Origin of the sequence: Lysinibacillus sp. NPDC093712, from assembly GCF_050280025.1 — a bacterium.
In the GTDB taxonomy this organism is placed as follows: domain Bacteria; phylum Bacillota; class Bacilli; order Bacillales_A; family Planococcaceae; genus Lysinibacillus.
In genome coordinates this window covers 19018-42853 of the sequence record NZ_JBNNUU010000015.1, presented here as the reverse complement: position 1 = coordinate 42853, position 23836 = coordinate 19018, and the positions used below count along the sequence as shown (strand labels likewise).

The 23836-nt window shown below is 37.7% G+C and carries 19 protein-coding genes and 2 riboswitches; of the genes, 16 read left to right on the top strand and 3 right to left on the bottom strand.

Features of this window, described 5'->3' with window-relative positions; translation table 11 throughout:
• Nucleotides 1–147: 147 nt before the first annotated feature.
• Nucleotides 148–729, bottom strand: a complete 582-nt coding sequence (locus ACQKNX_RS25115; RefSeq protein ID WP_427431270.1) for a YdhK family protein — start codon at nt 727–729, stop codon at nt 148–150.
• Nucleotides 730–906: 177 nt separating this feature from the next.
• Nucleotides 907–1100: riboswitch (cobalamin riboswitch) on the top strand.
• Nucleotides 1101–1248: 148 nt separating this feature from the next.
• On the opposite strand from ACQKNX_RS25115, the gene ACQKNX_RS25110 reads away from it, so the two are divergent.
• The 5 genes from ACQKNX_RS25110 to ACQKNX_RS25090 all read left to right on the top strand — a co-directional run bounded on the left by ACQKNX_RS25110 (nt 1249) and on the right by ACQKNX_RS25090 (nt 6327).
• The gene (locus ACQKNX_RS25110) at nt 1249–2295 is read left to right on the top strand and encodes a FecCD family ABC transporter permease (protein ID WP_427431269.1); all 1047 of its coding nucleotides are present in this window, start codon (nt 1249–1251) and stop codon (nt 2293–2295) included.
• A gap of 5 nt (nt 2296–2300) precedes the next feature.
• Nucleotides 2301–3083: a heme ABC transporter ATP-binding protein gene (locus tag ACQKNX_RS25105; protein ID WP_427431268.1), complete on the top strand. Its 783-nt coding sequence runs from the start codon at nt 2301–2303 to the stop codon at nt 3081–3083.
• 101 nt (nt 3084–3184) lie between these two features.
• Complete coding sequence (locus ACQKNX_RS25100; protein WP_427431267.1) at nt 3185–3355, top strand: hypothetical protein; 171 nt, start codon at nt 3185–3187, stop codon at nt 3353–3355.
• Between the two features lie 69 nt (nt 3356–3424).
• Nucleotides 3425–4594 (top strand): endonuclease Q family protein, encoded by a 1170-nt coding sequence (locus ACQKNX_RS25095; RefSeq protein WP_427431266.1) that lies wholly within the window; start codon nt 3425–3427, stop codon nt 4592–4594.
• Nucleotides 4595–4707: 113 nt separating this feature from the next.
• On the top strand, nt 4708–6327 hold the full coding sequence (locus ACQKNX_RS25090; RefSeq protein ID WP_427431265.1) for an S-layer homology domain-containing protein: 1620 nt from the start codon (nt 4708–4710) through the stop codon (nt 6325–6327).
• A 133-nt stretch (nt 6328–6460) separates the two neighbouring features.
• Here ACQKNX_RS25090 and ACQKNX_RS25085 read toward each other — a convergent pair whose 3' ends face one another.
• Both ACQKNX_RS25085 and ACQKNX_RS25080 read right to left on the bottom strand, forming a co-directional pair.
• The gene (locus ACQKNX_RS25085) at nt 6461–6748 is read right to left on the bottom strand and encodes a DUF2653 family protein (protein WP_427431264.1); all 288 of its coding nucleotides are present in this window, start codon (nt 6746–6748) and stop codon (nt 6461–6463) included.
• Nucleotides 6736–7209 (bottom strand): hypothetical protein, encoded by a 474-nt coding sequence (locus tag ACQKNX_RS25080; RefSeq protein ID WP_340822152.1) that lies wholly within the window; start codon nt 7207–7209, stop codon nt 6736–6738. Before ACQKNX_RS25080 ends, ACQKNX_RS25085 begins: the two co-directional genes overlap by 13 nt.
• Before the next feature lie 186 nt (nt 7210–7395).
• On the opposite strand from ACQKNX_RS25080, the gene ACQKNX_RS25075 reads away from it, so the two are divergent.
• From ACQKNX_RS25075 to ACQKNX_RS25025, 11 genes are all read left to right on the top strand, one after another.
• Nucleotides 7396–8409, top strand: a complete 1014-nt coding sequence (locus tag ACQKNX_RS25075) for a YdcF family protein (RefSeq protein ID WP_427431263.1) — start codon at nt 7396–7398, stop codon at nt 8407–8409.
• 73 nt (nt 8410–8482) lie between these two features.
• Nucleotides 8483–9769, top strand: coding sequence for an SEL1-like repeat protein (locus tag ACQKNX_RS25070; protein ID WP_427431262.1), 1287 nt, complete (start codon nt 8483–8485; stop codon nt 9767–9769).
• A 673-nt stretch (nt 9770–10442) separates the two neighbouring features.
• Nucleotides 10443–11732 (top strand): protoglobin domain-containing protein, encoded by a 1290-nt coding sequence (locus ACQKNX_RS25065; protein WP_427431261.1) that lies wholly within the window; start codon nt 10443–10445, stop codon nt 11730–11732.
• A gap of 315 nt (nt 11733–12047) precedes the next feature.
• Nucleotides 12048–13436 carry a protoporphyrinogen oxidase gene (locus tag ACQKNX_RS25060; protein ID WP_427431260.1) on the top strand — a complete coding sequence of 463 codons (1389 nt, stop codon included), beginning with the start codon at nt 12048–12050 and terminating at the stop codon, nt 13434–13436.
• 125 nt (nt 13437–13561) lie between these two features.
• Nucleotides 13562–13661, top strand: a riboswitch (SAM riboswitch).
• Nucleotides 13662–13753: 92 nt separating this feature from the next.
• Nucleotides 13754–15601 (top strand): bifunctional homocysteine S-methyltransferase/methylenetetrahydrofolate reductase, encoded by a 1848-nt coding sequence (locus ACQKNX_RS25055; protein WP_427431259.1) that lies wholly within the window; start codon nt 13754–13756, stop codon nt 15599–15601.
• Entirely contained in the window at nt 15594–19025 is a 3432-nt protein-coding gene (metH, locus tag ACQKNX_RS25050) for a methionine synthase (protein WP_427431258.1), read from the top strand. The genes ACQKNX_RS25055 and metH overlap by 8 nt, the downstream gene beginning before the upstream one ends.
• A 229-nt stretch (nt 19026–19254) precedes the next feature.
• The gene (locus ACQKNX_RS25045) at nt 19255–19755 is read left to right on the top strand and encodes an N-acetyltransferase family protein (protein WP_427431257.1); all 501 of its coding nucleotides are present in this window, start codon (nt 19255–19257) and stop codon (nt 19753–19755) included.
• A gap of 159 nt (nt 19756–19914) precedes the next feature.
• Nucleotides 19915–20946 (top strand): fatty acid desaturase, encoded by a 1032-nt coding sequence (locus tag ACQKNX_RS25040; RefSeq protein ID WP_427431256.1) that lies wholly within the window; start codon nt 19915–19917, stop codon nt 20944–20946.
• A gap of 148 nt (nt 20947–21094) precedes the next feature.
• Nucleotides 21095–22240, top strand: coding sequence for a sensor histidine kinase (locus ACQKNX_RS25035; protein WP_427431271.1), 1146 nt, complete (start codon nt 21095–21097; stop codon nt 22238–22240).
• Nucleotides 22241–22255: 15 nt separating this feature from the next.
• A complete protein-coding gene (locus ACQKNX_RS25030) occupies nt 22256–22861 on the top strand; it encodes a response regulator (protein ID WP_427431255.1) in 606 nt (201 codons plus the stop codon).
• Between the two features lie 86 nt (nt 22862–22947).
• A complete protein-coding gene (locus ACQKNX_RS25025; RefSeq protein WP_427431254.1) occupies nt 22948–23664 on the top strand; it encodes a 3-ketoacyl-ACP reductase in 717 nt (238 codons plus the stop codon).
• The last annotated feature ends 172 nt before the right edge of the window (nt 23665–23836 follow it).

Here is a 23836-nt window from a genome sequence, read left to right as displayed (position 1 = left end):
ATAGAGAGGGGATGCTCGAAAAGTATGGCAAGACGAAAGTAAGAACCCATTTTTTACAATAAAAATAACAAAAGGGATTAAGATTTTTATTCTTAGTCCCTTTTGTCGACAAGCTGACACCCTCTGATGGCAGAGGGTGTTTCATTTTTATTTTGACGTTAGTTCACTATCTGTAACCCATTTATGATTTTTCATTTCTTCCCCAGTAGTTGTTAAAGGGAAATCAATCATATAAACGGTTGTTTGTACTGCTTCATCAATGCGAACCGTCGCGTTTTCCATGCCCTTCATATGCGTTGCAGTTGTTTTGACTTCAGTGCCCGGAGCTAGCGGGGCAGCACCTGGATCTATTAATTCCTCATGTATTACCCATTTATGATTTTCTATTTTCTTTCCACCAGTAGTCGGTTCATAGGAAATAATATAGGCAGTTGTATCATAGGCCCCAACAATCGTTGCTTCGGCTCCTTTCATTCCTGACATATGTCCATCCTTAATCATAGCAGTACTGCCCACAGGGAATTTAGGGTTTTCAGCAGTTTTTAAAGTGGATGGAACTTCACCTGAACTTGAATGATTCATCTCTTCACCATGGTCTGCTTCCGTACTATGATCTATTGCTTCACTATTAGTAGGCTCCGACTTTGCTGCATCTTCAGAGCAAGCTGATAATATTAGTAAAGCCAATGATGCCATTAAACCTAAGAACCATTTTCTATTTAATACCATATGAATTTCCTCCTTACTATTTATTATTTTTAATGTAACAAGTAAATGTGCAGAAATTATGGATTAGGTTTTGTACAAAAATCCATTTGTATGAAGTTGAAAAGAGGAAAGCTTGATTCCTATATGAAAGGAGCTATAGACTACGATAATTATGTATGATAGAATCGTCATAATTTTAAAATTTCAGAAACTAATGGTGTGACGCTTGTTAATGAGTGCCGCTTAAAAGGGAAGTCGGTGTAAGTCCGACGCTGTCCCGCAACTGTAACGAGGAGTTCTATGATGTAGTAGCCACTGTTTTTAAAATGGGAAGGCCAATCATAGTAACGTTGAATCGAAGCCAGGAGACCTGCCAATTAGTTCATACCTGTAATGCCCACGAGGATGCAAGCAATTACGGACAATTGATGGATACTTCTCCAACTTTGTTTAACCTAGGGTATTTCTATGCATTCATGCGTAGAATACCCTTTTTTATTGCTTCGTATTTATCAAGATTGATAAGGAGTTAATAAGCAAATGAATAAAAAATTTATGTTATTTTCATTGACCCTTCTTTTAGTACTGATTGCTTCAATGACGGTTGCTATTATGATTGGCTCAGTGTCAATTACACCGCTACATGTTTGGAAGGTTATTTTCTCGAAAATTCCTATTTTCTCAAATACGATAGAGCCTGATTGGAGCCGCTCACAGGAAATTATTATATGGCAAATACGTGTCCCACGTGTCCTGCTTGCAGCTATTGTAGGAGCAGGCTTAGCTATTGCTGGAGCAGCTGTGCAAGCACTTGTCCGAAATTCTATTGCAGATCCATATATTTTAGGTATTTCTTCAGGTGCGACAGTTGGCGCCACCGCTGTCATCATTTTAGGTGCTTTTTCATTTTTAGGCATTTACGCCCTTTCAGTAGCTGCTTTTCTAGGCTCCTTTATAGCAATTGTGCTGGTATTTTTCTTGTCACGTGTAGGGGGACGTATTTCTATTTTCCGTTTGCTGCTAGCAGGAATGGCTGTATCGTTTATATTATCTGCTACTTCAAATTTTATGTTAATGATGTCTAAGGAAGAGGGCGGTATAAAAGCCGTTATGTATTGGATGCTTGGAAGTCTTGCTGGCGCAAAGTGGAGTAATTTATTCATTCCAGCTATTATCTTTTTCATCGTTTTTGGTTTGTTATGGCTACATTATCGAAATTTAAATTTATTACTACTTGGTGAAGAAGCGGCGGTCACATTAGGTGTTAATCTTCAACAATTTCGAATTCAATTGATACTACTCGTATCATTACTAACAGGTGTGCTCGTTGCAGTAAGTGGCTCCATTGGGTTTGTTGGTTTAATTATTCCACATATCGTACGATTAATAGTGGGGTCTAATTATAAATATGTTATCCCTATTAGCGCATTATTAGGAGGGATTTTCTTAGTTTGGGCAGATGCGATTGCCCGCGTGATAATAGCTCCAGAAGAAATGCCAATTGGAATCATTACTGCCTTTTGTGGCGGACCATTTTTCATTTGGCTACTACGCCGTAATAATTATTCATTTGGTGAAGGAGATTAAAGGCTATGACATTAGAGGCGAAGCATGTATCATTCTCCATTCATGATCAGCGCATATTAAAAGAAGTAAGCATGCAAATAAAGGAAAAGCAATTTGTCGGTTTAATTGGTCCTAATGGTAGTGGAAAATCGACACTATTGAAAAATATGTATCGGTTATTAAAGCCCGAAAGTGGAACTGTATTATTGAATGAGGAAGATATTTTTAAGCAATCAAGTAGAGCGATTGCAAAAAATTTAGCCGTAGTTAGTCAGGATACACCTGTGTTATTCGATTTTAAAGTGAAAGATTTGGTGAGCATGGGAAGAACACCACATAAGAAGCTTTTTGAAATGGACGATAAGGAAGACTTTGAAATAGTGAAAGAGGCATTATCTCAAACGGGTATTGCACATTTAGAAACGCGTAGCTTTAGTTCCCTTTCTGGAGGAGAAAAAAAGAGAGTGATGGTTGCACGTGCACTAGCACAACAGGCGCAAGTGCTTATTTTAGATGAGCCTACTAATCATTTAGACATTCAGCATCAATTACAATTAATGGACTTAATTCAAACATTGCATTTGACTGTTGTCGCTGCCTTACATGATTTGAATATGGCCGCAATGTACTGTGATCAAATTTATGTTTTACAACAAGGTAGTATTGTTCATTACGGCACACCAGAAGAAGTGTTAACGCCTAAACTGCTTCGTGATGTTTTTGGAGTTTACGCCGATATTCAAACACATCCACTGACAGGCAAACCGTATTTAACATATGTATCTGAGCAATTCACAAAAACTACATAAGTGCCAGTCACCAAAACAATTCAGAAGATTTTTGCGATTTAATTTTTGTATAGTTGTGAGATATTCGGGGAACGTTACTTTTGAAAGGATGCGTGACGAATATGGAAGAGATTAAATTTGCACAATTAGATCACACACAGCTTGAAAAAATTAATGAGCTAGAAAAGAAAATCGGTGTTACTTTAGTTGCTTATGATGCAGCGGCAACGCCAAATCAAGGTTCAGGTTCATACGACGCTGATAATAGTACAAATCAAAACCATCCATCTTAAATAATGAAAACGCCTTGCAGCAATGTAAGGTTTTTTCATTTTATAATCGAACAAAAAGGAGCTGTATATATGTTTCAGGACTATTATACGGATTTACATATTCACATTGGACGAACAATGAGTGGGCGAGCAGTTAAGATTACGGGAAGTAAAACTTTAACATTATCGCGAATTTTAGAGATGGCTAGTGCAAAAAAAGGGCTTGATATAATCGGTATAATTGATTGTCATTCTCCAGAAGTACTTGCTGAAATGGAGATGATGCTAAAACGAGGTGAACTAGAAGAGTTATCGGAAGGGGGCCTTCGGTTTCAAGAAACTACGCTTATTCCAGGCTCGGAAATTGAGATTTATGATAGCAACTGTCATGGTCCAATTCATGTGCTAGCGTATTTTCCTACTATAGCAGTGATGGAGGATTTTTCGAATTGGATGAGAGGCTTTATGAAAAACATTCATTTAAGTTCACAGCGTATTTATTGTGATGGACAAGCGCTACAACAAAAAGTTCGAGAATTAGGTGGCCTTTTTATTCCAGCGCATGTTTTTACGCCATTTAAAAGTTTATTTGGAAGAGGCGTTCACTATAGTTTAACTGAAGTGTTTGATCCACAGCTTATAGATGCTATAGAACTTGGTTTAAGCTCTGATACCAATATGGTAAAAAATATACGGGAAATCCAGCCGTATACATTTGTTACTAATTCTGATGCCCATTCGCTTGGCAAAATTGCACGTGAATATCAAAAGCTACGATTAAAGGCAGCTAATTTTCACGAATTAAAGATGGCACTCCATGAACAGGAAGGGCGAGCCGTAATAGCTAATTATGGGTTAAACCCATTGCTTGGCAAATACCATCAAACAGTATGCGCTAAATGTGGTGAGCAGTTAAACGATGGGGACACGAATTGCAGGTCGTGTGGAAGTTCACAAATCGTGAAAGGCGTTGCGACTCGAATTATGGAACTATCTGATCTGAATAGTGCTGAACGTGAGAGACCACCGTATATTCATCAAGTACCACTTGATTTTATACCAGGTTTAGGTCCGAAAATGATGGAAAGATTACTTCATGCATTTGGAACTGAAATGACAATTTTACATCGTATTACAACCGAGCAGCTTACGGAAATTGTGCCACTTAAAATAGCAAAGATGATTGATTTAGCTAGAACAGGACAATTAAATATTGCAGTTGGTGGAGGAGGCGTCTACGGAAAGGTCCAGTCTGAATAGGGTAAATCGTTAGGTGAATATAGGGCGATTTCAGGTATTTACTATTAATGTTCCCATTTTTATCCTCAATCTAGTAAACTAGAAATTATTAGATGTGCAGGAGGAGTGGGAATATGCAATTTTCAAAGAAATTTCGTTTTTTAGCTGCTAGTGTACTAGCTTTACAGTTAATAGTCCCTGTAGGAGCAAATGCAGAAAATAAGCAAGATGACATTGCGCCAAGCTGGGTTGTACAAGCTGATTATGTGGCGCTAGGTGATTCATTGGCACATGGCATGAATGAGGTTGGGGCCATTGGTCTTGGTTATACAGATTTTGTTGCACAGGCATTGCAACAAGCGGGTTTGTTAACATCGTATAATAAAGGCTTTGCCTATTCAGGCTATACAACGAAAAATGTGTTGGCAGACTTACAAGGTGACGTAGAAAAACCTGTGACTGGGTTTGGTTATACAAATGATCGTGCAAAGCTTAGAGCTTCGATTCAGGAAGCGGAGCTGGTTACGTTAACTGCTGGTGCGAATGATTTATTGCCTATTTTGAAAGAAGCGACAACAACTGGTATAGATACTGGGGCCATTTTAAAAGCATCGCAAGAAGCGATAAGTAATATAGCCGCCATTTTAGCGGAAATTAAAAAGCTGAATCCGCAAGTGCAAATTTATGTTATGGGCTATTATAATTCTTTCCCATATTATAGCGAAGAGTTGCAGACACAATTTAAAATGCTATTAGGTGTTATGAATGCTTCTATTAAAACAATTGCAGAAAAAGCAGGTGCAACATTTGTGCCGACTTTCGATGTTGTGGCTAAAGATGTGCCAACTTATTTACCAAATCCAGAAAACATTCATTTAAGTGAAGCCGGCTATCTAGCTGTAGCAAATCAAGCATTTTTACCAATTATTAAAGCAAGCCCAATATGGGATGCCTCTTCTGCAATCCAAGTTAATGTTGAAAGTAGTACAGCGGCAAAGGTCAATTGGCAAGCAGCAACAGATAATGAGGGTGTTACGAAATACAATGTTTATGTAAATAATAAGCTCTACTCTACAGTTAACGCTGATCAAATGACAATAACACTCGATAGGTTAACAGAAAATACTGCTTATACAGTTGCTATAAAAGCGTTAGATGCGGCTGGTAATGAAAGTGTTCAAAGTCCAACCGCAACATTTACAACAGGTAGTAAAGTACAATTTCTAGATATAAAAAATCATTGGGCAACGGAGTTTATTCAAAAAGCAGCTGAAACAGGCATTTTGAAGGGTTATGCGGATGGAACATTTAGACCTGAACAAAATATAACACGTGCCCAAGCAGCGGCAATGCTCGTTAGAAGTTTAGGTTTAACAACGAAAGACAAAGCTCCATTCACAGATATTGCAAGCTACGATGCAGAAACACAAGCAGAAATTGCAGCAGCTTACGCACATGGGCTTATTAAAGGGTCTGATGGCAAGTTTAATCCGAGTCAGCCAATTACACGCGCGCAATTAGCATTAATGATTAACCGCGCATATAATAAGCAACTCGATCAACCATATGTTGCGAAAAATAATACACCTTTTACAGATATAGATAGCTATAATGAAGAAACGAAAAATGCTATAACAATGTTATATGAGCTTGGTATTGTAATAGGGAGTGAGGGGAGATTTTCTCCAGAGGCGCCAACAAAGCGTAGTCATGCAGCTAAAATCTTTGTTAACTTTAGTGAGTTATTGAAATAATCAACAGTAAGAGTTAGAGAGGGCAATGTAATGTTGCCCATATAGTTGAGATTAACGGCCATGAATCCTACAAAAAAGCCGTTCAATAAATCGACTGTAAGATTTATTGAACGGCTATTCTTTTTGTTAAGAACTATGATAATTTGGCAATAATGCCTTCTTCATCATCTAATATTAGTTCAATACCTGTTGAGTAAGGGTCTTGGTGTAGAACGTCTTTTATCCATACACGTAAAGCGCCAATCATAGCAGCGGTATTTAAAACTTCCATTTGACCATTTGTTTCAACTTCTGCGCCGAAGCCTGTTTCATCTTCATAAGTTAACTCAACAAGTACATCTTCTGGGCGAAGATTTTTATGATAGGCCTGTGATAGGCAAATCGCATTGATAATATCTTGCTCGTTAATTATTTGTGCCATTGTGTAGCTTCCTGTTCTTTACGTTTTTTATCTTTAAACATATTGATAATTTTAACGACAAGCATCACAATAACAACAATTGCAGCAACGTTAATTAATAAGCCTAAAATATTACCAAGCATTCCTAGACCACTAAATAGACTACCGAATAATAGACCTGCTAAACCACCTAGCATTAAGCCTTTCATTAGGCCACCAGAGAAAAAGCCACCTTTTTTCGCAGTAGTATCTGTTTTGTTTGTAGACGTAGTATTATTTTTATTTGTTGTAGCATTATTTTGGTCTTTAGATTTATCCTGAGATTTTTGGATATTTGAACTATTGTTATTGTTTGAGAAGCCTTTTTTACCTGACTTATAAGATTTCGCTTCAGCAGTCGGTGTGTCCGATATTAATAATGTTGCACCAACTGACGCAAACATAAGTGTCGCTGCGAAAAGAGCAGCAATAATTTTTTTCATTACTTACATTCCTCCAATATAATTTTATATTTTGTCATAAACTAGTTCTTAATAGTAATTTTACATGAACTATAGTGAAAAATAAAATATTCACTACCTGTAATTTAGGAAATTTGCAATATATGAACAAGTAGTGTCAGTATACTGCTGAATGGGGAATAGAAAGGAAGGAAAGGGGTAATTGTAATGCTACCAACAATGACATTATTGATTTCAGTATTTTTAATGCTATATATTACGGAAAAAAGGCGATTCTTTAATGCTGTAGTTTTAGGATTAATTGGCTTGAATTTATTTGTAGGAATAACAACACGTTATGAATTATTCATTAACGAACAAGGGATTGTGTCCAAGATGGGCATAATGACGTTGTTTGGTATTATCCCGAGTATAATGTTGTTATTATCCATCGCGATGTTTTTCAATAGCAAAATCCTACTTGAAAAAGAAGGACGAAGAATTCGAAATTTATTATTAGCTGTTTTCGGATCAGCTTTCTTATTAATGATGATTGGATATGTCTTCGTATTTTTTTCAAATATCGAAAATGGATTATGGCATATTCTTTTCTTTTATGCTTTTTTGATTTTTGCTTATACAGTATTTTTATATACAAGTGTAATGGTCTACGCGATTATTTATCATTTTACACCAATAACATACGAGCCTCGTTATATTATTGTGCTCGGATCTGGCCTTATCGGTGACAAAGTTCCCCCTCTGCTAGCAAGTCGTTTAGATGAAGCTGTTAAGCAATATAAAAAATATGGGGAACGTCCCTTTATTATCGTCTCAGGTGGGCGTGGTAGTGATGAGAAAGTTTCAGAAGCGTTTGCGATGGAAACATATATAATAGATGAATACCAAATACCGCATCGCAAAATATTGTTGGAAGATAGATCAACAAATACAGAACAGAATATGGCTTTCTCAAAAGCAACTATGGATGCGCATGCGCAAGGAAGGAAATATCGATCCCTTTTTGTTACGAATAACTTCCACGTATTTCGCGCAAGTATTTATGCAAGAAGGGCAAAGCTAGATGCACAAGGTGTAGGTTCTAAAACAGCGTTGTATTATATACCTAACGCTTTTACTCGGGAATTTATCGGTTTATTAGAAATGTATAAATGGGTACATGTAACGGTCTTTTTCATCATTACATTATTAATAGGACTCATGTTAAGAGCATATGTGTAACCATTCTTGAACTGCCTTCCATATAATAGTAGCAAGGCGGTTTTTTTACATAGTGTGCAAGGGGGGAAAACAAATGTATGGGCAATTTTTAGCAAAGCAAAATAAGGAACGAACGGAGTCCTTACAACAGCTAACACATATACAGAATACATGGTTTGCACAAAATTTATCTTTACTCATTTTGGATGAAGTACAACTGACGACCTTGCAAAAAATGCTGTATCAAGTTATTCAAGGGTTGTTAAGAAAAAAACAACAACGTCACTTGCAAATTGTACATCCTGAGCAAACACAAACAGTACAAGATAATGTTTTAACACTGTTAGCAGAATACGATGACTTATTGCGTGAGGCAATACCACTCCCTATTTATATTTTAATATGGCAAATTACTTCCTTAGAGAAGTTAGCTTATACAACAGAAGTTGTGGATGATGTTCTCGATATACTGGAATGGTATGTTATGAAACAGGACGAAGCGGTCGAACTATTTGAAGAAGAAGATTTAGATCATGAAGAAATCATTGATTTATACAAAGCAGCAATTGAAGAACAAGATGCAGATGCCCAGCTTGAGCTAGGAGAATATTATAGTACAAACGATGAAACACCATTCCAACCCGAAAAATCGATAAAATGGTTTGAACTAGCAGCAAAACAAGGTAGTGCAAATGCTCAATATGCACTTGGTAATTATTATTTTGAGGGTATTGGTGTAGACGAGAATTATGATCGGGCGTTCCAATTGTATGAAGCTGCTGCAAATCAGGGGCATGCAGATGCAGCCAATAACTTAGCTGATATGTATTTTAATGGGGAAAGTGTACCAGAAAATATGGTACTTGCTAAGAAATGGTTTGATGTTGCCGCAACACAAGGTGTGGCTGAGGCAATGTTTACATTAGGTATTATGCATGAGCAAGGACTAGGGATTGCAATAGATGAGCAGCAGGCATTTAACTTCTATAAAAAAGCGGCTGAGGCAGGCTATGTTGAAGCGGAATACAGGCTTGGTGGAATCTATTTAGAAGGTCATTTAGGGCAAACGCGTGATGTAAATCGAGGTTTATATTGGTTTGAAAGAGCTGCTGAACAATATCATGTAGATGCATTTTATGATTTGGGTTTTATTTGGAGCAAGGGGTTAACGGGAATCCGTAATATTGAAAAAGGTATTCATTGGTTCAAGCAAGCGGCACTTCAAGGAGATCCTGAAGCAAAATTACAACTCGGCCACATTTACAATAAAGGTGAAGGTATACCACGAAATATTAAAGAGGCAAAGAAATGGTATGGACTTGCTGCAGAAGCAGGAATTGAAGAAGCATCTCAATTACTTGAGGAGTTAGATAATTTGTAAAGCGCGACGGTAGTTATACTGGAATTACCCGTAATGGATAGCTATAAACTAGCCATTACGGGTTTTTTGTTGTTATAAAGAAAATAGTGCTTATACGATATTACAAAGAAATAAGGAAGCAATGGATTAAATGTTTGCATAATTGGTCAATGATTAGAGTGGTTATTTAAAACTATTTATCAACAATCTTTATGATGGTCTTTTTGAACCATTTTCGGATGTGATTTTAGGTTAATTGACCTCGTTGAAATGAATAAATGATAGATAGTGAAATTACTGATACTTAATTATGCTTGTAGTAATTCAAACAATATTTTTTAAATAGTAAAAAGACCGTAGAAATAGCTAACGAAAAATGTTGAATTAGTAATTTTATCACATTTCCATGATGGATAACTTTTTTGTTTATTATTAAATATTATAGTGGTAAATGGAAAAAAATAGGTTAAAATAAATTGACAATTATATTTAAAGTGTATATTGTAAATGAGTAATTTTAAAATGTGAAATTAATGAATTACTGATTATTATGATGTTATTTTGTTATATTATTTTCTTGTTAATTTATTAGCGGACGTGGTATTTTTTCGTATATTTATAAATATATTTGGGTAAACGGAAATAGATTATGCTCAGCTCTTCAAAAGAACACGTATATGAAAGAGGGAAAAGTGTGATTTTTCAAAAACAGAAAAAGACAATGGCATTAGATTTACAACAATATTCAGTGACAATGGATGTTCCGAACTCACGAACTTTGGTGAAGCAGATTGAAATGTTAAATTTGACCAAACTAGATTTACAATATTTAAAGGCTTTTAAACCATTTGTTGAGGACAACATAAATCAAATTGTTGACCGATTCTATGGAATGATTGGAACTGAGCAAAGTTTAGTAGATATTATTAATAAACATAGTTCTGTAGATAAGTTGAAGGTCACATTGCGTCGGCATATTATTGAAATGTTTAACGGTACAATAGATGAAGAGTTTTATAAAAGACGAGTAAGTATCGCAAAAGTACATGTACATATCGGCCTTAGAACACAATGGTATATTTGTGCTTTCCAAGATTTAGCCATTTCATTTATTGACTTGGTAGAAAAACATGTAGAACACCCTATGGACCAATTTAATACGATTCGTGCAATCTCTAAAATTTCTAATTTTGAGCAGCAGCTTGTATTAGAGGCTTTTGAAAGTACAGTCGAACGACTAAAGGCAAATGTAGAACGGGAGAAAGAGGCAGTTGAGAGAAAAATCGTGGAATCTTCAGAGGGGCTTGCTGCAATTTCTCAAGAAACAAATGCCTCATTCCATCAATTAAATAATCAATCACATGAGATTAAGGAATTGGCGAAAAGATCATTACAGGTCAGTACGCTAGCTGAAAGTCAGGCGATTGAAGGTCGGGAACGTCTACAACATCAATCAAAAAATATGTGTAACATTATTCAATCAGTAGATGATATTACAGACAATATTAAGCAATTGACAGAAATGTCTAAGGAAATGGAAGCGATTATGAATGTTGTGACGAACATTGCAAATCAAACAAATTTATTAGCTTTAAATGCAGCTATTGAAGCAGCTCGTGCTGGAGAAGCGGGGAAAGGCTTTAGTGTAGTAGCGGATGAAGTTCGTAAATTATCTAGTCAAACGAAGGAATCTGTCACATCTGTAGCTAAATTATTAGAAAAAACGACGGAGCGAACGGATAAGCTTGCCCACACGCTTAGTCATATTCAGGAAGAAGTTGCGTCAGGTGAGGAAAACATGGCTCAAACTGAGGGGCAATTTAACAAAATTTTAGATGCTATGACACAAGCTAAGTGTCAAAATGATCGCATGGAAAAAGAAGTGCTCGCTGTGGCTCAGATTCTTAATGAGCTTGGTCTTGCATTTAATGAAGTCACAAATTCAGCAGATAAATTAGCAAATGTTGCCCAAAACTTAAACTAATTTAATGATTTCATAAAATGGGGCTTAAATGTCCTCTAAATAAAAATTAATTTACAATCCGCTTTGCTTTCCGCAGGTAGGATAGGAGCTTTATCGTCTTTGTGCTCTTGCCCTCCTTTACGGAAAACAAAGTGGATTTTTATTAAGGGTGCCAGGCACTCAAACAATTTACCCGTAGCGCAATCAACGGCAGTATTCATCTATTTATTTTTGATTGTTTCATTTTTGCTAAATTTGTAATGGGTTGAACGTAAATGTTTGCAAAAACAGTTTATACTAATAGGAGATAAATAAAGAAATTAGGGGCGATTCTTCATGGAAACAATAGTTGTATTGGGCGGCGGGATAACAGGTTTATGTACGATGCATTATCTACAACGTCAAGTATTGGAGAAAAAAATAGATGTAAACCTAGTACTTGTTGAAAAAAATGCATACTTAGGTGGAAAGCTACATTCCGCATATGACCATGGTTTTATAATGGAAACGGGCGCTGATTCAATTGTGGCTCGTCATAAAGGTGTCATGGAGCTAGTACAGGAGCTTAATTTTGAACAGGAGCTAGTGTACAACGAAACAGGAGTATCTTATATCTATACAAACGACGAATTACATGCAATACCTGCTGATTCAACATTCGGTATTCCTATGAGTTTAGCATCTCTGGAAGCAAGTACGCTTGTATCAGAAGCTGGTAAGCAAATCGCATTACAGGACTTAAAGATGCCGAATAAAGGATTTACTAAAGAAAGCTCAATAGGGGAGTTTTTAACGTATTACTTGGGTGAAGAACTTGTGCAAAATCAAATAGCGCCAGTATTAGCAGGAGTATATTCTGGTGACCTACATCAACTTTCGATTGCTTCAACATTGCCGTACTTAATCGATTATAAAAATGAATACGGTAGCATCATCAAAGGGTTTGATGCAAATCGCGAACAATTTATGAAAGCTTCCAATAAAAAGTTTATTTCGTTTAAAAAAGGCTTATCAACACTAATTGATCGCCTTGAAGAAACGTTAACAGAAGTAGAAATTATTAAAGGCGTAGCAACAACAAATGTAAAGAAACATGAAGGGCAATATACAATTACATTAGCAAATAGTAGAAAGCTTGAGGCTAATCACGTTGTTCTAGCATTGCCCAATGAAGCGGTGCAAAGCTTATTACAGGACCCATCGTTAGATCATTATTTTAAGGAATTTACTACAGCTTCTGCCATAACAATTTACCTAGGTTTTGATGTACCGGATGCAGTGCTACCAGCAGATGGAACGGGCTTTATTGTGTCACATAATTCAAATGTCCAATGCAATGCGGCAACTTGGACAAGTCGAAAATGGAAGCATACATCTGCTAATAGTAAATTGCTTGTACGACTCTTTTACAAGAGCATCAATCCTGCGTATGAAAAATTACGTAAGATGACAGATGAAGAACTAGCTGCTGTTGCATTAGACGATATAAAGAAAAGTTTAGGAATTGATGGAAAGCCAACTGTAGTTAATGTTGCGAAATGGATTGACCAAATGCCAAAATACGATTTAGCGCATCATGAGGCATTGAAGGGCTTAACAGCTGAGCTTGCAGAAAGGTATCCAAATTTATCGATTGCAGGCTGTTCTTATTTCGGAGTAGGCATTGGTGCTTGTATTCAAAATGGCAAAAAAATAGGCGAAGAGCTTGCAGAAAAACTAGTATAACCGTAAAATAAATGCGGAAATTTGATATTTTTCTGGAGAAATCTCCTTTGTTAAGTGAAATAGTCTTGACTCTATCGCCTGTAAACGATATGATTCTTTTAATTATTTGAAAAATTCATACTACATTCTTATCGAGAGAAGCCGAGGGACTGGCCCTATGAAGCTTCAGCAACCAACTTATGTCAGGTGCTAAATCCAGAAGACCTTTTTGGTCGAAGATGAGAAGGAAAAACAATTACGATTCGTTAAAGCCTTCTTTTTTTGTAAAAGAAGGCTTTTTATATTTTTGGAAACAAAGAAAGTGAGGGTTACGTTTTATGGGATTGCTAGAAAAGTTAAAAACACATGTGTTAACTGCAGATGGTGCTATTGGTACTGTATTATATGGCTACGGCTTGGAGTACTGCCATGAAGAAATGAATGTACAGAGACCGAAGTTAATTGAAAAAATCCATAAAGAATATATTGCTGCTGGTGCAGATGTGATTCAGACAAATACTTACGGTGCTAATGCAATTAAATTAGCACGCTACGGTTTAGAATCGCGAGTTCAGCAGTTCAATGAAGCGGCAATCACGATTGCGAAACGTGCCGCAGCAGATGGCGGACAATTTGTGTTGGGCACAATAGGGGGCATCCGTGGTATTCGTAAAAGTGATGCAACGTTAGAGGAAATTTTATCGACAGTTGAAGAGCAAGCAAATGTGTTACTTGCAGGCAATCCAGATGGCCTTTTACTTGAAACGTATTATGATTTCGAAGAGTTAAGTGCAACATTGAAAATGTTACGTGCCAAAACAAAGCTACCAATTATTGCGCAGGTGTCGATGCATGAACCAGGCGTGTTACAAAATGGAATGGCATTAAATCAAGCATTGCACGAGCTAGAGGCTCTTGGTGCAGATGTAGTAGGCGTAAATTGTCGTTTAGGACCGCATCATACAATTCAAGCATTTGAAGGAGTTGAGCTTCCTGAAAAAGCATTTATGTCTGCCTATCCAAATGCATCATTGCTAGATTTAGAGGATGGGCGTGTCGTATATGAGTCAGAAGCAGATTATTTTGGTCGTGCCGCAGTTGCACTGGTTGACCAAGGTGTTCGTTTAATCGGTGGTTGCTGTGGTACAACACCAAAGCACATAGCTGCAGCAAAAAAATATTTAGAAGAGTTAACACCTATTGAAGAAAAGTTAGCTAAGCCTGAAAAAGTACAGGTTGTACGTGAAGCAGAGCCTGCGACGTATGAGCCCCTGCATGAGAAGGTAAAGCGCGAGCGTTCGGTTATCGTGGAGTTAGACACACCGAGGCATTTAGAAATTGACGGCTTTATTCAAGGTGCGAAAAAATTATATGAAGCAGGCGCTGATGTAGTGATGATGGCAGATAATTCACTCGCATCGCCCCGCATTAGTAATGTGGCAATGGGTGCGTTATTGAAGGAGACGCACGCTGTCCGACCGTTAACGCATATAACGTGCCGTGACCGTAATTTAATTGGATTACAGTCACATTTGATGGGCTTAAATGCATTAGGCATTCATGATATTTTAGCGGTTACTGGAGATCCGACTAAGGTAGGTGACTTCCCGGGTGCCACAAGCGTTTATGATGTATCTTCTATGGAGCTAATCCAGCTGATTAAACAGTTGAATGACGGTATTTCATTTTCCGGAAAGCCACTTCGTAAAAAGGCAAACTTCTCTGTAGCGGCAGCATTTAACCCAAACGTACGTGTACTAGACCGAGCAGTAGCTCGACTAGAGAAAAAAATAGAGCATGGTGCAGATTACTTTATTTCTCAACCAGTGTATACGAAAGAAAAAATCATTGAAATTTATGAGGCAACCAAGCATTTAGATGCACCAATTTATATTGGTATTATGCCAGTAACGAGCTATAAGAGCGCTGAGTTTTTACACCATGAAGTACCAGGTATCAAACTATCTGACGATGCACTGTCACGCATGAAGGCATGTGGTGAAGATAAGGAACGTTCAACATTAGAAGGGATTGCAATTGCTAAAGAGTTAGTAGAAGTAGCTGCAGAGTATTTTAATGGTATTTACTTAATTACACCGTTTTTACGCTATGATATGACGCTAGAGTTAATGAAATTTATTGAGCAAATGGATGAACAGAAAAAAGGGGTAAGTATAGATGGTTAAGCACTTGATTGAAGAGCAACTAGAGAAACGAATATTAATTCTGGATGGCGCAATGGGTACAATGCTTCAAAATGAAAACTTATCAGCAGATGATTTTGGTGGCGAGGAGCTTGATGGTTGTAACGAGAATCTTGTATTAACTAGACCTGATGTGCTTGACAAGGTTCACCGTAAATATTTAGAGGCTGGTGCGGATATTATTTGTACAAATACGTTTGGAGGTACGCCTCTCGTATTAAATGAATATAACCTTGGGTCTAAGGCAGAAGAAATTAATAAACGCGCAGTAGAAATTGCGCGCAAAGTAGTTGATGAGTTTTCTACTCCTGAGTGGCCCCGTTTTGTTGCGGGAGCAATGGGTCCAACGACAAAAACATTATCAGTAACTGGCGGTATTACCTTTGATGAACTTGAAGAAAACTTTTATGTACAGGCAAAGGCACTAATCGAAGCAGGCTCAGACGTACTGCTTCTTGAAACAAGTCAGGATATGCTAAATGTAAAAGCGGGGACACTGGGGGTGTCACGTGCGTTTGAGGAAACTGGAAAAGAACTACCTGTTATGATTTCAGGCACGATTGAGCCAATGGGCACAACGCTAGCAGGGCAAACGATTGATGCCTTTTACATATCAATTGAGCACATTAAGCCATTATCTGTCGGCTTAAACTGTGCGACAGGTCCAGAGTTTATGACAGATCATATTCGTTCGTTAGCGGAGCTTTCTACCGGCTATATTAGCTGTTATCCAAATGCTGGTTTGCCAGATGAGGAAGGTTGTTATCATGAATCTCCAGAATCTTTATCTCAAAAATTAAAAGGTTTTGCTGAAAAAGGCTGGCTTAATATTGTTGGCGGCTGTTGTGGAACAACACCAGCACATATTGCGGCAATCCGAAAGGTGCTGAAGGATGAAAAGCCGCGTCAATTACCGGAAAGTACACATGGTCATGTTGTATCTGGTATTGAACCTTTAGTATACGATGATTCGATGCGTCCGCTATTTATTGGGGAGCGAACGAATGTTATTGGCTCCCGAAAATTCAAAAATTTAATCATTGACGGTAAATATGAGGAAGCAGCAGAAATCGCACGTGCACAAGTGAAAAATGGGGCACATGTTATAGATATTTGCTTAGCGAACCCGGATCGTGATGAATTAGAGGATATGCGTGGCTTTATGCAGGAAGTGGTTAAAAAAGTAAAAGTACCGCTTGTCATTGATTCTACAGATGAGAAAGTAATTGAGGAAGCGCTGAAATTTTCACAAGGTAAAGCCATTATCAATTCTATTAATCTAGAGGATGGGGAAGAACGTTTTGACGCCGTAATGCCATTAGTGAAAAAATATGGTGGCTCTTTAGTTGTCGGTACGATTGATGAGCAAGGGATGGCAGTAGATCGCCATCGTAAACTAGAAATTGCCGAGCGTTCTTATCAATTATTAACTGAGAAATGGGGCTTAGCACCAGAGGATATTATTTTTGACCCGCTAATGTTCCCAGTTGGTACAGGGGATGAACAATATATTGGTTCAGCACTTGAAACAATCGAGGGCATTCGTCTTATTAAAGAAAAACTGCCTCGCACGTTAACGGTTCTCGGAGTAAGTAATATTTCCTTCGGCTTACCACCAGTTGGCCGTGAAGTATTGAATGCTGTCTATTTATATCACTGTACACAGGCAGGCTTGGATTACGCGATTGTCAACACAGAGAAGTTAGAGCGTTATGCATCAATTCCTGAAGAGGAAATTAAGCTTGCAAATGACCTATTATTCAATACAAATGATGAAACATTAGCGGTATTTACTGATTTTTATCGTGATAAAAAGAAAGAGAAAACTGAAGCAGATATTCCGAAAACAGTGGAAGGACGCTTAGCTTATTATATTTTAGAAGGTACTAAAGAAGGGCTTATTGAAGATCTTGATGCCGCTCGTGAAATTTTTGACGCACCGCTTGATATTATTAATGGACCACTGATGGAAGGGATGGCTGAGGTTGGTCGCTTATTCAATGATAATCAGCTTATTGTAGCGGAAGTATTACAATCAGCAGGTGTTATGAAGGCGGCTGTAGCGCATCTTGAGCAATTTATGGAGAAAAATGAGGACAGCTCCGGTAAAGGTAAAATGGTGCTTGCCACTGTAAAAGGCGATGTGCATGATATTGGTAAAAACCTCGTAGATATTATTTTAAGTAATAACGGCTATAAAGTGGTTGATTTAGGCATTAAAGTAACGCCATCACAGTTAATCGAGGCTATTCGCAAGGAAAATCCTGATTTTATCGGTCTGTCGGGCTTACTTGTTAAATCTGCTCAGCAGATGGTTATCACTGCACAGGACTTTAAAGCAGCAGGTATTAATGTACCTATATTAGTAGGGGGTGCAGCGTTGTCTCGTCGCTTTACTGAAACGAAAATTGCAAACGAATATGAAGGCCCTGTTATTTACTCAAAAGATGCGATGCAGGGGCTAGAGCAAGTAAATCGTTTAATGGGTACAGAGACGCGAGAAAACTTTTTAGCTGAAATAGCAGACTCACGTCAAAAACGATTAGAGGCTGATGAGAAACGTGCAGCGCGACCTGCGAAAGAAATTACTGTGAAGCCTGTACGTACAGTAAAAGATGCGACTGTGTTCCTGCCTGCGGATGTTCGTCGTCATGTGAAAAAGGATTATTCCGTGTCACATTTATATCCATATGTGAATATGCGAACATTGATTGGTCACCACTTAGGGCTGAAAGGACAAGTTCAGCAATTGCTTGATGCAGGAGATGAACGGGCAACAGAACTAAAACAACTAGTTGATGGTTATTTACAAAGTGACCTATTAAAACCTTCAGGCTTGTATCAGTTCTTCCCAGCGCAAGCAGATGGAGATGATGTTGTCGTTTATGATCCAGCAGATAGTAAAACGGAAATTGAGCGTTTTACCTTCCCGCGTCAGCAGGTTGAACCGTTTATGTGTTTAGCTGATTTCTTAAAAACAGTAGATAGCGGAGAGATGGATTATATTGCACTGATGGTTGTAACTGCTGGTCAAGGTGTTATGGCGACAGCTCGTCAGTTAAAAGAGGAAGGGAAATTCCTTGAAAGCCATGCCCTTCAATCAACAGCTCTTGAGCTTGCAGAAGGCTTTGCAGAGCGTATGCATCAAGAAATTCGTGACCAATGGGGCTTCCCTGATAACACAGATTTCACAATGCGCGATCGTTTTGCGGCGAAATACCAAGGGCAACGTTTCTCATTTGGCTATCCTGCCTGCCCGAACTTGGAAGACCAAGAGAAATTATTTGGCTTATTAAAGCCGGAAGACATTGGGGTTCATTTAACAGAAGGCTTTATGATGGAGCCAGAAGCATCCGTATCTGCGATTGTTTTTGCACATCCAGATGCAAGATATTTTAACGTGTAATATAGATTAAAAAGGTTTATCTTTATGGAGAAGAAGGTTTTATTGCCAACCTAATAAAGTGAACGTCTACGTCTACAAGGGGTTGTTGCGGATATTGATATGGAGTGATCGTATGACCAATCAATGCGCAATATGCCCTTTGTGGCGAGGCAAATTAAATAGTTGCACTAGGTACAACCCTGCCGTTATCGGTGGGGTCTATTTCTTTTACGGTGAGGACGTGAATAGGATGATTCGATTTATGGAAGAAAAAGATTTACCAGAGGTTTTAGTTATTTATAATGACATTATATTAACGAGTAAAGCAGTGTATAGGTATGAAATACAATCGTTAGAAGAAAAGAAACAATGGTTCCAAGAGCAAAAAGCAGCTGGTAATCCGTTGCTAGTCTATGTAGAAAACGGTGTAGTCGCAGGTTTTGCAAATTACAGTCAGTTCCGTCCTTATCCCGGTTATAAGTATACGATGGAGCATTCGGTATATGTGCACAAGGACCATTATAAGAAAGGCATTGCAACGAAGTTAATACATCAGTTGATTAAGCTTGCACAGGAGCAAGGTGTTAAAACGTTAGTTGCTGGTATTGACGGAGAAAATATTGGAAGCATAAAGGCGCATGAGAAGCTAGGCTTTGAATATGTAGGAACAATTAAAAATGCTGGTTATAAATTTGACGAATGGCTGGATTTAGTATTCTATCAACTACATTTACCGGGACCACAAAAGTAGTGTGAAAAACGTATGCGTAGTGGGGAGAAAAAATCTTACTTGGCTATCGTTGATGCGTATGACAAATGTCATGCGCTTTTCATGATGTTTGCGTCTGTTGCTAGTTATACTCTTGTTTTATGATGAGGTCATAAGCAAAAGGAAACGAGGGAAAAGGGAATGGCAACAAATAAAGAAAAAACGAAGAAATTGCGCCAAGATGTAGCGCCATTTGCGAAATCAGATACAGGTAAAAGTATTTTTCAAATGGTCAATACAATTGTTCCGTTAATTGTCCTATGGATTGCTGGTTATATGTTAGTGGATGTTTCGCCATGGTTAACTGCTGGTTTAAGTATTATTTCTGCTGGATTTGTCGTTAGAACATTTATCATTTTCCATGATTGTACCCACGGTTCATTTTTCAAAAGTAAAAAAGCAAACGACTGGGTTGGCTTAGTAACTGGGGTAATTACATCGTTCCCATATGAAAAATGGAAGCGTGAGCATACAATCCACCACGCAACGAGCTCGAACTTAGATAAGCGTGGTATTGGTGATATTGATATGATGACAGTAGAGGAATATTTACAATGTTCTAAAGGTCAACGTTTATGGTATCGTTTTTATCGTAATCCACTTGTAATGTTCGGCTTAGGGCCGTTATACATGGTGTTAATTTTGAATCGTTTTAACCGAAAAGATGCGAAACAAAAGGAACGCACGAACACTTACGTAACAAATATTATTATTTTAGGTATCTGTGTAGGTCTTATTTACGCTATGGGTTGGCAAGCATTTTTATTAGTTCAAGGTGTTACTTTATTTGTCGCTGGTTCCCTTGGCATCTGGTTATTTTATATTCAACATACGTACGAGGATTCTTACTTCGAGCACGACTCAGAGTGGGATTATGTAAAAGCTGCTGTTGAAGGCAGTTCGTACTATAAACTACCGAAGCTATTACAATGGGCAACAGGCAATATCGGCTTCCACCACGTGCACCATTTAGCACCGCGTGTACCAAACTATAATCTTGAAAAAGCACATAATGAAACGCCGCCATTGCACTCTGCTACTACAATTACATTGCGTACAAGCTTAGAATCTTTACGCTACAAATTATACGATGAAGATCTTGGCAAATTTATAACTTTTAAAGATGTAAATGAAATTATAAAACGAAAAGCGAAAGGCAGTATTGCTGCTTAGTAGAATACAGTCAGCCATCTCTTTTGGGATGGCTGTTTTATATAAATAAGGATATGTCCGTTTGAAAGTTACAGGATAGCAAGTGAAGGCGCAAATATTCTTTTCTTGTTATAATGTAGGGAAAAGTAGGAAAGAGCGTGAGATTATGATGAAGAAATGGCATAGTATCATTCCGAATAGTCCTATGCTCAGTGTTTATTTATGGGTTATTTTTTGTTTTCTACCGTTTTTCTTTATATTCAGAAAATCATCGTACATTGAAATATCAATTGGGATAACTTTTTTAATGCTCTATTTTATTTTTTATCGATTTTCTGTGAACTCTAAAAACGGACTTGTGTATATGTGGATTAGCTTTGAAATGGTCATTAATATTATTTTAACTATATTGTATGGTTATGTGTATTTATCGATTTTTACGGCCTTTTTCATAGGCAATATCCGTAGACCTGTTGGCTTTTACATAATGTATGGGCTCCATATCGGTTTTACAGTGATTTCTACAGGAGTTGGCTTCTTTGTAGAACTACAATTATTTTTATCACAGCTACCTTTTGTCGTACTAACGATATTGGCAGTAGTACTTCTACCGTTAACGATTTATTCGAAAAATAAGCGTGAAAATTTAGAAGGTCAACTAGAAACTGCAAATGAACGAATAGCTGAATTAATTGTCTTTGAGGAACGACAACGTATTGCACGTGATTTACATGATACGCTTGGTCAAAAGCTGTCAATGATTGGTTTAAAAAGCGACTTAGCCTCGAGACTGATTGCTCGTGATCCACAGCAAGCTTTAATTGAAATTAAGGATATTCGTCAAACAGCTAGTATTGCCTTAAAAGAGGTACGAGAATTGGTGTCAGATATGCGGACAACTAGATTTGAAGACGAGCTTATGCGTATTTCTCAAATTTTAAAAGCGGCAGAGATGGAATTTGTTTTTGAGGGGGATAAGGAATCATTGCAAGTTCCACCTCTCGTGGAGAATGTTTTATCGATGTGTTTAAAGGAAGCGGTAACGAACATTGTAAAGCATAGCGGAGCATCTAAATGTGAAATTGCCTTCCATCAAAATTTTAAAGAAGTACACTTAGTTGTTCGTGACAACGGGCAGGGTATTACGAAAAAACAAGCATTGAAGTCAGGTAATGGCTTAAAAGGAATGCATGAACGCTTAGAGTTTATAAATGGTTCATTTAAAATAGAAAGTGAAAATGGTACTACTTTAACGGTATCTATACCGGTGACTATTACACATCAAAAAGTTAAAGAAAATCTGAAGAACCTATAGAAAGAGGGTTATGGCTTGATACGAATTGTAATTGCTGAAGATCAGGGGATGCTATTAGGCGCACTTCGTTCCTTACTTAGTATGGAGGAAGATATGGAGGTCGTCGGGTTAGCAAAAAATGGTGAGGAAGCATTGGCGCTTGTAGAAGAGCATCAGCCTGATATTTGTATTATGGATATTGAAATGCCAGTGAAAACTGGACTTGATGCGGCTGAAGAATTGCAGAGCTCAGAATGTAAAGTAATTATATTAACTACATTTGCTAGACCTGGTTACTTCGAACGAGCAAGAAAAGCAGGTGTCCGAGGTTACTTATTAAAAGATAGTCCTATCGAAGAATTGGTGAGTGCTATTCGGACAATCGTAGATGGTAAACGAATTTACGCACCTGAACTTGTTGATTTTGTTTACGAGGACGATAGTGAAAATCCACTAACTGAGCGTGAAAGTCAGGTGTTAACACTTGTAGCAGAAGGTAAAACAACAAAAGAAATTGCAGCGGAGTTATTTTTATCGGCAGGGACTGTGCGCAATTATATTTCAACGATATTAGAGAAGCTCCATGTCGGGAACCGTATTGAGGCTATTGCACGCTTTAAGGAAAAAGGATGGAATAAGTAAGTCTTCTGAATGTACTTTTGATTGGCGAATAGGTATGCTAAAAAACATAGATTTTATCTATCATTATTCATAAGGGAGCAAGATATATGCAAACTATTACTGGTAAAACGGCTTTAATTACTGGAGCCGGTCGTGGTATTGGCCGTGCAACAGCCATCGCCTTTGCAAAAGAGGGCATCAACGTTGGGCTAGTGGGTCGTACATTAGAGAATTTACAACAAGTTGCAAATCAACTAAAGGCATATGATGTAAAAGTCGCGATTGCTACAGCTGATGTAGCAAATTTGCAATCCATCACAACAGCTGTAGAAAGTATTCGAGCTGAGTTAGGACCAATCGATATTTTAGTAAATAATGCGGGGATTTCGAAATTCGGTAAGTTTTTAGAACTTTCACCTGAAGATTGGACGAATATTGTAGATGTAAATGTCAAAGGTGTTTATTACACAACACGTGCCGTCCTACCAGAAATGATTGAACGTGAGTCAGGGGATATTATTAATATTTCATCTACGGCAGGTCAAAAAGGTGCCCCGATTACGAGTGCATATAGTGCATCGAAAGCGGCTGTTATTGGCATGAGTGAATCATTAATGTTAGAAGTTCGAAAACATAATATTCGTGTTGTAACGTTAACACCAAGTACTGTTGCAACTGATATGGCAGTAGAATTACAACTAACTGATGGCAATCCTGAAAAAGTTATGCAGGCAGAAGATTTAGCAGACTTAATGGTAGCCCAATTAAAATTACATCCGCGTGTTGTTTTAAAACACGCAGGTCTATGGTCAACAAACCCTTAAAAAGTAGATGTTCAACAGAAAAAGAGAAAAAGTGTTAGATTGACTGCCATCAATCTAACACTTTTTTTGCTATATCGTTGATGTCCGCTACGGCGGATGCTTTCCGCGGGCACACACGTAAGCCACAACCCTCGCTAGCGCGCGGTTTGTTGTGTCTTACGTTGCGTGTGTT